This window comes from Runella sp., assembly GCF_965279615.1.
Taxonomy (GTDB): domain Bacteria; phylum Bacteroidota; class Bacteroidia; order Cytophagales; family Spirosomataceae; genus Runella.
The window spans coordinates 6,999,457-7,012,081 of the sequence record NZ_OZ257252.1 but is presented as its reverse complement, the minus strand read 5'-3'; the positions used below and the strand labels follow the sequence as shown (position 1 = coordinate 7,012,081).

Annotated in this window: 11 protein-coding genes; 6 read left to right on the top strand and 5 right to left on the bottom strand. The window is 43.3% G+C overall.

The features are described from left to right. Positions 1 to 21: 21 nt before the first annotated feature. Positions 22 to 1,341 carry a Gfo/Idh/MocA family protein gene (locus ACQY73_RS29460; RefSeq protein ID WP_428657756.1) on the bottom strand — a complete coding sequence of 440 codons (1,320 nt, stop codon included), beginning with the start codon at positions 1,339 to 1,341 and terminating at the stop codon, positions 22 to 24. Between the two features lie 524 nt (positions 1,342 to 1,865). On the opposite strand from ACQY73_RS29460, the gene ACQY73_RS29455 reads away from it, so the two are divergent. The 3 genes from ACQY73_RS29455 to ACQY73_RS29445 all read left to right on the top strand — a co-directional run bounded on the left by ACQY73_RS29455 (position 1,866) and on the right by ACQY73_RS29445 (position 4,377). Further along, complete coding sequence (locus tag ACQY73_RS29455; protein WP_428657755.1) at positions 1,866 to 3,689, top strand: 3-coathanger stack domain-containing protein; 1,824 nt, start codon at positions 1,866 to 1,868, stop codon at positions 3,687 to 3,689. Positions 3,690 to 3,813: 124 nt separating this feature from the next. Further along, on the top strand, positions 3,814 to 4,107 hold the full coding sequence (locus ACQY73_RS29450) for a hypothetical protein (protein WP_428657754.1): 294 nt from the start codon (positions 3,814 to 3,816) through the stop codon (positions 4,105 to 4,107). Positions 4,108 to 4,206: 99 nt separating this feature from the next. Beyond that, complete coding sequence (locus tag ACQY73_RS29445) at positions 4,207 to 4,377, top strand: hypothetical protein (protein WP_428657753.1); 171 nt, start codon at positions 4,207 to 4,209, stop codon at positions 4,375 to 4,377. A gap of 217 nt (positions 4,378 to 4,594) precedes the next feature. Here ACQY73_RS29445 and ACQY73_RS29440 read toward each other — a convergent pair whose 3' ends face one another. Further along, positions 4,595 to 4,783 (bottom strand): hypothetical protein, encoded by a 189-nt coding sequence (locus tag ACQY73_RS29440; protein WP_428657752.1) that lies wholly within the window; start codon positions 4,781 to 4,783, stop codon positions 4,595 to 4,597. A 1,126-nt stretch (positions 4,784 to 5,909) separates the two neighbouring features. On the opposite strand from ACQY73_RS29440, the gene ACQY73_RS29435 reads away from it, so the two are divergent. Both ACQY73_RS29435 and ACQY73_RS29430 read left to right on the top strand, forming a co-directional pair. Beyond that, complete coding sequence (locus ACQY73_RS29435) at positions 5,910 to 7,094, top strand: glycosyltransferase family 1 protein (protein ID WP_428657751.1); 1,185 nt, start codon at positions 5,910 to 5,912, stop codon at positions 7,092 to 7,094. Positions 7,095 to 7,140: 46 nt separating this feature from the next. After that, complete coding sequence (locus ACQY73_RS29430; RefSeq protein WP_428657750.1) at positions 7,141 to 9,318, top strand: family 1 glycosylhydrolase; 2,178 nt, start codon at positions 7,141 to 7,143, stop codon at positions 9,316 to 9,318. Positions 9,319 to 9,349: 31 nt separating this feature from the next. Here ACQY73_RS29430 and ACQY73_RS29425 read toward each other — a convergent pair whose 3' ends face one another. Further along, positions 9,350 to 10,444 (bottom strand): glycoside hydrolase family 2 TIM barrel-domain containing protein, encoded by a 1,095-nt coding sequence (locus tag ACQY73_RS29425; protein ID WP_428657749.1) that lies wholly within the window; start codon positions 10,442 to 10,444, stop codon positions 9,350 to 9,352. Between the two features lie 422 nt (positions 10,445 to 10,866). On the opposite strand from ACQY73_RS29425, the gene ACQY73_RS29420 reads away from it, so the two are divergent. Next, complete coding sequence (locus ACQY73_RS29420) at positions 10,867 to 11,232, top strand: hypothetical protein (protein WP_428657748.1); 366 nt, start codon at positions 10,867 to 10,869, stop codon at positions 11,230 to 11,232. A gap of 133 nt (positions 11,233 to 11,365) precedes the next feature. On the opposite strand, the gene ACQY73_RS29415 is transcribed toward ACQY73_RS29420, so the two are convergent. Further along, entirely contained in the window at positions 11,366 to 11,947 is a 582-nt protein-coding gene (locus tag ACQY73_RS29415) for a YdeI/OmpD-associated family protein (RefSeq protein WP_428657747.1), read from the bottom strand. A gap of 192 nt (positions 11,948 to 12,139) precedes the next feature. Then, entirely contained in the window at positions 12,140 to 12,556 is a 417-nt protein-coding gene (locus ACQY73_RS29410; RefSeq protein WP_428657746.1) for a DUF1761 domain-containing protein, read from the bottom strand. Between the last annotated feature and the right edge of the window lie 69 nt (positions 12,557 to 12,625).

Below are 12,625 nucleotides of genomic sequence, written 5' to 3'. Positions count from 1 at the left end.
AGGCGAGCGATTCGCATAAAGTTATACCACTACATCCCATCCCTTGGCGTATTCTCTCGACCAAAGTTTCATGGCTTCTTTGTCGTTCAGAATATGTCCGTTGGTCGAATCGCAATGAAGCGCTCTGCCTACCCGATACGCAATATTACCCAATTGAGGCAACAGCGTCGATTTATGTCCTTCCAAAATCGGCGCATTGATCTTCTCTTTGCCCCGAATGGCTTCACAAAAATTAGCCAAATGCAACCCATCCAATAATTCCGTCGGACTGACTGTATTGTTGGGGTCATACGGCGTGTCGTCTTTTACTTCCGAGACCAATTTGTTGGCGCCGTCAAAGATCTTATAGCTATTGGCGCCGGGGTATACGATCGTTCCTTTTTCGCCGTAAAAAACCACGCCTCGCCCACTGCCTTCCGAATTGTAGCCGTTGCAACTGCGCCCTTCCCACGTACAGGCCGTGTTGTTGGGGAAATTATAGGTAATGGTCTGCGTATCGGGCGTTTCCCAATCGTCCTGAAAATGAAAACGTCCACCTGCTGAGACCACCTGCGTTGGGAAATTGACCCCCAACCCCCAACGGGCTACATCCAACTCGTGCGTGCCGTTGTTGAGGGCTTCGCCCGTGCCCCAATGCCAAAACCAGTGCCAGTTGTAGTGAACCAAGTTGTCTTTGTATTCCCGGCGCGGCGCAGGCCCCTGCCAAAGGTCAAAGTCAAGGTGCTGCGGAACGGCAGCCACTGAGCCTTTCCCGATGGATTTCCGATTATTGACGTACCAAGCCCGCGCAAAATACACTCGTCCGATAGCTCCGCCGTGCAGTTTGGCGATCATGTCTTTGACATTGCTGAAGGTCCGCCGTTGGCTGCCCATCTGCACCAATTTTTTATATTTATTGGTCGCTTCCACCAGCATCTCCCCTTCGCGGGGATTGTGACTGCACGGTTTTTCCACATACACATTTTTACCGGCCTGTAAGCCCATGATGGCTGCCGGCGTATGCCAATGATCGGGCGCTGAAATGGCCAAACCGTCGAAATCTTTTTTCTCCAACATTTTACGAATATCGCTGAAACCCTGCGGTTTTTTGCCCGTCATTTTTTCTATTTCAGCGATGGTTTTGGCCAGCACCTTCGCATCCGGGTCACACACATACGCCACTTCTACGTTGGGGAGTTTGGAGAAAGTTTTAGACAGAAACGTTCCCCGGCTGTTGGTGCCCATCACTCCAATGAGCACTTTTTCGTTGGGAGCACCCTGAAAAGAATACAGGCCGGAGGAGGTAAGAATTCCGGTGCCGGCCAAGGCAGATCGTTTGATGAATTCGCGGCGATTCGGCATAATGTATTGAAAGATTGTGGTTTAGAAGAATCAGACAAAAAAGGCAAAATTCCTGTTTATTCATACCTGCCGGTAAATTGCCGGTATTCTTATGAAAACAATCTTATTTGAAAATCTACTTTTATGGACTCATGATAAAAAGTCAATTTTACAGGTTTTACTTGCAAGCCAATCCTCAAATAAAAGACTGTTTATCAATACATTAATCTTCCTGTTAATAGCCGGTCGGGTTGTGAGCAACCCGACACACCCGGCCTACTCTTAAAACCTTTTGGCTTATCAAATTGTAGATTGGCCGAGATAGTAATATCTCAGGTTAGTAATGCTTAACCCCGTTTGCCTTAGCATACGGGGTTTTTCGGTAATTAACCTAACTATATCCGCATTCGGCAGCATAAATCAATGCAGATTTATCGAAAAAATAAATCTGCATACATCCATTCATTTGTTTATTACGTCTTTAGAGTACTTGAAAGTCATTGCATTGACCAAAAACGATGATCGTTTACTTCAAATTCACACTTATGTCTAAACAATCTTTTCTTTATCTGTTGTTGTTTTTGGCCGGTGCCACCAAGTCCATTTCTCAAAAAGTAAACATGCATCCGGATGAGACCGGTAGAATGAACCTCGACATGTCCGCACCGTCGCGGACAGTTTCCGCGCAACAGGTTACCATCACTGCTTCTTTAGACGAACATTTCCCCGAAAGCCAGGTACATCTCCAACTCAGTTTTTCGGAAATTGTCAATTTAAATGAAGTCAAATATGTCGTTGTTGTTATCAATAAAGGCGATGACATTCGGTTCTCCAAAGTACTTTTTTTCTCCAATAAGGCCATCGACAAGGTCAACCGATCTTTAACCACGTCTTTTGGCGGTCTTAAACCCGATCAATTATTTGCCGCACAGGTATTTCTGCATATGAATGATGCTCAGTACAATACGTGTAATGGTGATCAGGTTGGACAGATTACTTTTACTACCGCTAAAGAGTCCGTAAACAGGCAAAAAAAGTTGTTATTCGTGATCGACAAAGAAATGGAAGGTGATACTGACATTGACAACGCCATTACTGCTTATATCAACGACATTACGCCCTATTATGGCATCATCTTTGAAAAGATTTACCTTGAAAATCAAAATGTGAAGAAAAATGAATTAATGGCAAAAATCCGAACGGATTATGCAAATACCGCGAATCCGCTGCGTTATCTGTTTTTTTTAGGCTCCAATGCCACAACCCAAATAAGAAGACAGTTCCTGAATCCTGCCAATAATACTCCCGTTTACACCTACTATGACCTAAGCGTTAATTTTTACACACAGCTATACGCGCCCGAGTTTTATTATGACTCCACTGAAAATATGTTTGTGCAAAAAACATATCAATACTGTACTTTCAGCGGATTTCCGGCCAATGATATAGGAAACTCGCTTTGTCAGTCAAACTCTTTTGATCTTGCTTTCGGCGCTGTTATTCCCAACGGGCCAACGCCTAAAAAGGAGTACATTTTAAACTATTTCACCAAATTGCACCAATTTAAAAAGGGGAATATCACCTTTAATAAATCTGTTCTTTTTGCTGACACCCAATTTCATGATGGCGGTGCCCCTGCGGCCCTCTCTGCCATTAATCCTCGATGGCAGGTCAACGACACGATCAATGTTCCTCAGAAATTCGGGCCGGATTTTCACGGATATGATCCTGTATGGAATCAGGATTACACCTCCAAGCTTGCCACCGGATCGTACGAAATCTGCATGTTCATGGGTCACGGTGCGCCAACATTTCATTATTATGGCATTTCAAACAGCACCATCCGTAACCTTCCGAACTTAAATACCATGGCTTTTGATTTCAACGCCTGTTCGGTGGGGGCCTTTAATGAGTACGATTATGTAGCAGGCGCTTACTTGGAAAAAGGGAATACGCTGTTTGTAAAAGCCTATACAACAAGTGTCGGCATTGCCGTCTTCGAATTTCGCTCTCCTCTCATTGACTATTTTCGGGAAGGGAGCCCGTTTTCCGATATAAGCAAAAGAGCATTTTTCGGTGACTCTTATTTATACAACAACAGCAGTTTGATAGTGCAGATCAATCTGGGCGACCCTCTTTTACAAATAGACCCGCCTTGTGCCGTCAATACATTAGCGTTAACAAATCCCTTTAATAATATTAACGGTACGACTGTTGTCGCTGCCGAAAATTCCATCACCGCTCAAAATAAGATCATCTCATCGCCAAGTACTTCTTATCAGGCCGGCAATGCTATTACGTTGCAAAATGGTTTTGAAGTCGCTCCGGGCGCTATTTTCAATGCCCGCATTATCGGTTGCCCTGATTAAGTGTTTTTGCTAACTACTGCCTTATTTCCATAAAAATCTATAAAAGACGCATAGCCAACCGCTTTTCTTCTATATTTTTTACGTCATTTTGTGTTAATTGCTTTAAAAATTAACCCTACACATAATGACCGATGACTACCTAAAGCAAATTGCCGACTCGTTGAAGGTGATAGAGTTTCATCTCAGTGATTTGACCTACAACAACCTGGTTATTCCCGATACGGAATTTTGGAATATCTATTTTGAAATAAGGGGCTGGATATACCAACATTATGGTCGCCGTATCATTGAAAATCTGTATATTCAGTGGCACAATCAGGCCCATTACGGTTTGCCGATAACAGTCGCAACGATCATTGAGTATGCACACCTACGAAAGACTGAAATTGATAAACTACTTGAGGAGTATGAAAGATAAGCAAGTGCTTCCTAACTGAATTTCTTTTTTGGTTTGCCCTTGAAAAGTTTAAATCAAAAACGTAAATCGTTATCTTTGTTTACTAACCTACCAAAGGCAATGGAAAATACTGACACCCCCGAAAATCAGCCGACTCCCGGCGAACCGGTTTCAAAAGAAGAGCATAAATCCAAAATTGAACTCGCCAAGTGGCAATTTGAGCAAGGCTTTATTACAGAACAACAGTACAACGCTATTGTCAATGAGCATCAGGACAAATTGCCTGAATAGCCCTTAATTGAAGGCAGATTAGGGGGTGAAAACACGTTTGAACCCTATGCTCAAACGAATCAGAGTAGCTTTTCAAAAGCGCGGAAAGCAGCAAAATCTATAATTCAGGAGGCAAGCCAAAGGTTCAGCTTGCCCCACAATTTCACAATCGCTATAACTGATTTCAATCTATTGCTTTATCTCACCGGCTTGGAATGCCTATGGATATTTTGAGTTGCTACATCGGCCAAATCCATCCCAGCAACCTATCCGATTCATATCGGGCCAGTCCGGTGAAAGTAATCGACCCGTCTACGATTTGAATAGTTACATTCCGGTCAGGATATTCCAACATTACGCGTTTTTCCCAGTATTCGCGGGTCTGAATTTGTTGTGCAAGTTTTTGAAAGCGTTCGCTAAAATTCATGATCATTATTGAGTATAGGTAAAGTGTTTTTTTGCAGTACAAAGAAAACGGACATTTGCTTACTCCAAACCTGAAATAAATGAAATCGGCATTTTAAAGAGTGAACGCACTAAAAAATTAACTAATCGTTAATTTCTCTTAATCAAAGAGTTAGCCCAGAATTTAGCTAAAATAAGATCGCCCGGCTTTCAAATGAGCCGGGCGATACTCCAAATTATCCCTTATATATTATTCTACTATTATATCCATCAACAGGGCAAATAATATGCCAAAAAGGTAAAAATTAACCTAATTTTACTAAAATTTACATAAATATATTCCAAATAGATATTCCGCAACTGACATAAAAAATCGGTTTGAACTGAATTGGCTTTTCTATAGGTCTGTCTCTTATTAGTCCCGCGAAGATTTTTTCTGATTTTATCCGATTAATTTCGGCTTTTAATTCTTTAAAGTCAGCCACTGCCTGAGCCGGAGTAGTCACCGGCTATTTTAACATTCTACAACGGGGTAATAATGAAATTAGGCCCGGTTGTCCGGGTTTTTCTTTTTGGGGCGTCCGCTATCCGGCACACGCCTTGCAAGGTTTTAAATATATATCTTCGACAGAAAGGTTCTCCCAAATCCAAAGCTGTGGATACACCGCAGCACCAAAGCGGGAAAATTTTCTTGAAAGGAATGGGGAGTACTTACCCCATCGGGTATTTAAAACCCCAAAAGCAGGCAGACTTTATGTCTGATAATAGTGGTACAATCCTTTCCTTAATATAATAGAAAATTGTATCCTTTAATTCCTGACCAATAAATAGTAGAGCCACTAAATCGTAAAGGAAAAATTCCAAAAAACGACTGCTAAAGACTCTGAACTCCGATTCCAAGTAGCCGATACCGAAGGAGTATCTAAAAACAAAAGCTCGCAAAGTAAAAGCGCCGGTGGCCGTGTTGTCGGTACCAACAAAACCGGTAACAAAGGGAAACAGCGAAACTCCCTTATTACAACTTTGGAAATTCCCGGTCTTTCCAAAGTATAATTTGTGTGCCCCAACAGTCGGAAGAAATAACCGAAACAGCTCGAAATCGCACTGAGCTAAAATAAAAAAAATGTCACACTGTTATTTAAACTATTATGGAGCACTTATTGACTGACATTGTATGCTTTTCTCATTTACGTTGGGATTTTGTCTACCAAAGACCTCAACATTTGTTGAGCCGATTTGCCAACCATTCACGCGTTTTTTTTATTGAAGAACCCGTTTTCTACGACGGCATTGATAAGATAGAAGTAAGTACTCCCCAAAAAAACCTCTGGGTCGTTACACCCTTTCTGCAATCTTCTTCTTCCGGCTGTTCGCGGGAAAGACAAAAAAAATTAATCACGGCATTGTTTTACCAAGAATCCATCAAAAACTATCTGTTTTGGTATTATACTCCTTTGGCACTGGCCATCAGTGACATTTTTAGTCCACGCCTTATCATCTATGACTGTATGGATGAATTATCGGCCTTTAAATTTGCCCCGGTCGAATTAAAACAAAAAGAAAAAGAACTTTTTTCGAAGGCCGATCTGGTTTTTACCGGAGGAGCAAGCATTTTTGAAGCGAAGAAAAAGACGCATGAAGCTGTCTACTGTTTTCCCAGCAGTATTGACAAAGCTCATTTCAGCCAAGCTCGACAACGCTGCGAAGAGCCCGCTGACCAAGCAGCTATTCCTCACCCCCGTATCGGTTTTTACGGCGTTGTGGATGAGCGCTTTGATATTGAATTGTTGAGAAAAGTAGCAGAACAGCGCCCCCGATGGCATTTTGTCATCATTGGTCCCGTCGTCAAAATTGACCCGGCCCACTTGCCGCAAGGGGCTAATATCCATTATTTAGGCAGCAAGAAATACGACGAATTGCCACGCTATCTGGCCGGTTGGGACATTGCCGCCTGCCTGTTTGCCCGCAATGAATCTACCCGTTATATCAGTCCCACCAAAACACCGGAATACTTGGCCGGAGGTAAACCGGTTGTTTCCACGGCTATCAAAGATGTGGTGGATACCTACGGAAAAAATGACTTGGTACACATTGCCGAAACACCCGAGGATTTTATCGAATGTGTCGAGAAAGAGCTGGCAACTACCGATAAGAAGATCTGGCTGCAACGGGTTGACACCTTTCTTCAACATGATTCGTGGGATGCTACTTGGGCGAGTATGGCGGCCTTGGTACGCCATCGGTTGAAAACAAAAAAAGAAACTGCCCTCCAAAAAATCGAAAGCAATACGGCAATTTTGCCCGTAACAGGTTTTCCTGCCGCAATTGCCTGATACAAATAGGCTTATGGGGAGTGCCGATGTTAAAAGGAACTAATGTATGACGCCTGAAAATATTCATAATTTCGTGCCGGAGATGTGGGCCGGTTTGGAATGCAGTTATAACCGGGTGGAAGATCTGTTCATTGATCAATTATCTCTAAGCCGCCATTATGACCGTCCTGATGACCTGGAGCGGTTCGCTCGTTTGGGGATAAAAGCGCTGCATTACCCGTTGCTTTGGGAAAGGCATCAGCCCCGGCAAACAGCTCCAATACAGTGGGATTGGGCCGCATCACAACTGAATAAGTTACGTTCTCTTTCTATTTTGCCGATCGTTGGGCTGCTTCATCACGGGAGCGGCCCTGCGTTTACTCATTTGCTTGCAGATGATTTTGCCGAAGGCCTAAGTGCTTTTGCCAAACAGGTTGCCACTAAATTCCCTTGGATTACCCATTATAAACCGGTCAATGAACCGTTGACGACGGCGCGTTTTGCGGGGCTGTACGGGCTTTGGCATCCGCATGGCAAAGACGATGCCGTTTTTGCAAAAATACTACTGAATCAATTAAAGGCCATTGTGCTTTCCATGCAGGAAATTCGGAAGATCAATCCCGAAGCTAAGCTAATCCAAACCGAAGATCTGGCGAAAACCTACAGTACGCCCTCGCTGCTCTACCAAGCCGACTTTGAAAATCAACGCCGTTGGCTGACCTATGATTTTCTTACGGGCAACTTCAACCGGCATCACCCCTTGTGGGATTATTTTATCAACTTACGTATCCCGGAGAAAACGCTTTTATTTTTTTCGGACAACCCTTGCCCTCCTGATTTATTGGGGGTAAATCACTATGTTACTTCAGAACGCTATCTGGATGATGGTCTTTCTTTATATCCCACACACTTACACGGCGGCAATGGCAAAGACGCTTACGCCGACATTGAAGCCGTTCGTATCCCGCACGGCCAACCTTCGGGCTTGAAAGTTTTGCTGCAAGAACTACGCAGTCGTTATTCCGGTGACATTGCGTTGACAGAAGTCCATCTGCATTGCAGTCGGGAAGAGCAACTTCGTTGGTTGAAACATGTTTGGGACATCAGTACAGAATTGAACCGCGAAAAACCGACGATAAAAGCCCTGACGGTATGGTCATTGCTGGGGGCTTATGGCTGGAATAAATTACTCACCCAACCTGAAGGTGAGTACGAATCCGGTATTTTTGATCTGCGTTCGCCGGCCCCAAGGCCTACGGCATTAGCCCACTATGTTGAGGCATTGAGCAAAGGGACTTCCTTTCAGCACCCGATATTAGAACAAAAGGGATGGTGGCAAAAAGACAGTCGATTTATTTATCATCCATTGCCGGGAAGCGTGGAATTTCAGAATGACCCGTCTTCGCCTCCATTATTGTTATTGGGAGACAATGGCTCATTGAGTCGGGTATTTGAAGCCTGTTTTCGTCAACGGGGAATCAAGTACCAACTCCTGAACATCCACGGGATGAATGCAGATGCAGGCACTGCCTTGGAAGAAGCGGTACGAGGCTACAAGCCTTGGGCTTTGGTAAATGCCATAGGCTACCCTACCGTAGCCGGTCATGAGCAGATGGTTGCCGGAGGTTTTATGAATCAGACCAACGCTATGCAACACCTGACGCTGATCTGTGAAAGGTACGGGCTGAGACTCCTTACATTTTCATCAGTATTGGTCTTTGACGGCACCAAAAACAGCCCTTATTTAGAGAGTGATGACGTAATGCCTCATAACTCGTATGGCAAAAATATGGTTGAAACCGAAGGCATGGCGATTGCCGGTAATTGCCGGGCATTAATTATTCGCACGGGCTTTTGTTTCAGCCCTTGGGACTCCCCCGATTTTATTTACACCATTTCAAGTTGTTTGGAACATCACTATCCCTTTGCAGATATGGAGCGTACGGTCATTTCCCCTACCTATGCCCCTGATTTGGTGAATATGGCACTGGATCTATTCATTGATAACGAAAGTGGTATTTGGCACGTGAGCAATCGCGGAGAAGTAAAATGCGCAGAATTTGCCCGGGAAATAAATCGCCGGAAGCGTTCCGGTTCACAAAAGATGAATCCTTTTCCTCCGCAAAGTGTGACTCCGTTGCCTAATCGCCCGCTTTATTATGCCTTAGGTAGTGAAAGAGGGAATTTTCTTCCTGTCATCGACAATGCGTTAGACCGCTATTTTGCCGAAGCGATGTATATATGAACCTGCGTACTGTGTAGGTGTTTTATCAAGATTAGTGAAATGCCCCTGATTTGTTTGCAGAGTTATCTTTTGTGTTTTTACCGGTTGCTTCACGTATGGCATCTACGTCATGTTGACTGTAAATCGAGCCATCGGGGCGGAAGATATCATGAAACCATACGGTTGGCTCTTCTCCGCTGTGAATCGGTTCATTCCAAGCATAAATGGTGTTCGTTTTACCTTGGACCAGCCCCCAGTTAATGGCTCCTACTCTATGCTTTTTAAAGATAGGCAACGAACCTTCAAACGTGCTTTTCTGGGTTCGGGCCATGTATTCCGTACAAATGACCGGCCGATGAAACCGCTCTTGCAGTTCTCGGATCTGACGCTCCAAATACGGCGGTTCCAGATAGTTATGAAAGGTAATAATATCAGAATTGGCAAACATAAACTCGTTGGAAAGTGCATGATCGATCCACCACCCTGAAGTGATAGGCTGTGTCGGATTGGCAGCGCGGGCCCATTCAAATGATTTTTCCAACAAAGGCATGATCGCATCCGTATAACCACTGTTGCTGGGTTCATTGTAAATATCCCAAACCAAAATACGGGTATCATGAGCAAAATGACCAATGGTATCTTTGGTATAGGCTTCCAGCCGATGCCAGGTAGAGGTATCAAACAGCATTTTACTTCCGGGGCAACGCAACCAACCTGAATTATGAACGCCCGATTTGGGTGGGATCTGCGGACCGGAAACAGGATCATCGTTCCAACAACTGTCAAAGAAGACGAACATGACTTTTATTTGATGCTTATCCGCAATCTGTAAAAAATGCTCCAAGCGTTGAAAATAACCTTGGGTATCTTGCTCATACGCAAGGTTATGCAGAAAAACCCGGACAATATTCATTCCAAGACCGGCTGCCCAACCAAGCTCTCGATCAATGACATCCGGCGACCAAGTATCTGCCTGCCACATTTCCAATTCATTGACCGCGTTGCTCGGAATGAAATTACAACCTACCAAAAAAGGCTGTTGGGCATACCATGCATTGGCTTTTTCAACAGGCCATTTGCCTGGAAATATCGTTATATTCTCTGAAACGGCGTTGGAAGAAGTAGAAGGAATGGATGAAGTTATCATACTTAAGATACAATCAGATTTGTTAGAATCAGTACGTTAAAAGAGCAAAAAGAATGATTGTAGATTTTAATGAAGCAATAGAAAAATCGTTAAGCACTACCGATCAGGTTCCTCCTGAAAACGTATGCCTACTGATTTAAGTGCAATTTTGGTATACTATTTTGGTGGCAGATAACTTATTGGAATGCGTCGCTTTACTCATTTCATGAGCTATTCAGGTAGAATATTCCTCGTTCTGCTCCAAAATACCTTTGGAGGAAGCGTACCAAACTAACCACCATTATTTTCACACTGAGCAATTCTTTTCCCAAAATTTCGAATAAGAAGGAGAATACTTCCCTTACAAGAGTCTTTCCCTTTGGGCATACTATTTTACGAATACTCCCGGTAAGTCAGATGATTGGAACCAAATTGATAAAACAATGAAAACTAACGTAATTTCTCCTAAAATGCATGGTTTGAATGACTATGTATTGGCCGCTATTTTATTATCGGTCCCTCGTATGCTCAATTTGGATAAAGAATCACAGCAATTATACAGGGGAGTTGCCCTTAATCTTTTGGGATATAATGCTTTTACCGATCATCCATTGGCCATTAAAAGAATGATTTCCATAGCTGATCATTACAAAATGGACATGGCGAGTCTAAGTGGTTTGGCGCTTGGAATTTTAAGCAAACATATCAGGAAAGACAAAAAATCCCTTGTTTTCCATTTGGGCATTCTTACCCTGTCTACTTTTAATGTTCTCCTGACCGATTGGAACACCAAATCAGTCGTTGATTAGTCGTTTACCATGTCCCCGTGCAGAGGGTTGCTCACAACCTCACCATTCGACGGACCATCTGACCGTTAGAGAAAAAGCTTATGAAACCCTCGATTTTTAATGGGTTGCCGTTGCTCTACAAACTCTTTTTCTTTCACCTAAACTGCTTCGGCTTCATTTTTTGGGCGGCGAATTCTGCTATTTCATCAATTCTTTTTTGTCGGGTTTCGGGTCGTTTGGCAAGTACAAGCCATTGCAACATACTTTTTCTTACCGACTTGCTTAAATTTGAAAAAAAATCGTTTGCCCCTTCCCTGCTTTCGAATGCAGCAGCTAAGTCAGGGGGAATTTGTAATGTTTCCACCTCATCTAAAATTACCCACGAACCATTTTGTTTAGCAATTTCAATAGAATGCAGCCCTGCTTCTGTCATCAGGCCATCGGCGATAAGCCGTTCTATTTTGTCTTTGTTGATTTTCGACCACGTACTTTTAGCCTTTCGTTTGCTGAAAAACTGATGTGATTTCTCGTTGTCTATTGAGATTTTCTTACTGTCGATCCAACCAAAGCACAGGGCAACATCTACTGCCTCACTCCAACTGATTGTAGGTTTTGCGGAGGCTTTCGTGTATTGTACAAGCCAAACAGACTGTTTTGAATTATGGTGTTCCTGCAACCATTGTCGCCACGCTGCTTGACTTGTCGGGTAAAAGATTTCTATTTCTATTAAGTACATTGGCTAAAATAGTTTGATGTATTTCGTATTTGTTTGACGGCAGCGGCCGACCACCCCATCCGGGGTCAGATATTTGTAGTAATGCCGCTCTTTTCTACAAACATCTGACCCCGGATGGGGCGGTCGGCCGCTGCCGTCAAACAAATAATGCAAAGTATTTTTAATGAACTACTTATGTTATCCTGCATTGTTTTATTTCATTGCCACTAAAATAGTGCTTACAATCAAGATACCCACTAAATGATACGCCCCGCTTATGATTCCATAAAGGATCGGCCGGGGAATATTGGGGTTGATCGCAATATTTACCGTATTGGCAACCAAATACCCAAAACCGACAACGAGCGCAAATCCCATTGCTTCTCCAAAAGACTGAATATTCAGGGCATAGATCAAAATCGAACTCGCAATGGTGATCACGAGCGAGCAAATTGCCGGCCCAACGATGAAAATGGGTTTGTTTTGTAACGTTTCGTTCTCACGCCCCAAAGAAATTTTGTACTGCTTACTGAAAAATAACGTGAACCATAAGGCTCCAAGCAGAAAATACGCCACAAAGGCGAGTAAAACACTGATCCAATGTAAGTTTACTAATTGACCGATCATCATTTTTATTGGTTTAAAATGTATGATGCAAAGCTACATCGGTCGAATGACAGCGGTATGTCAGGGGTAAAA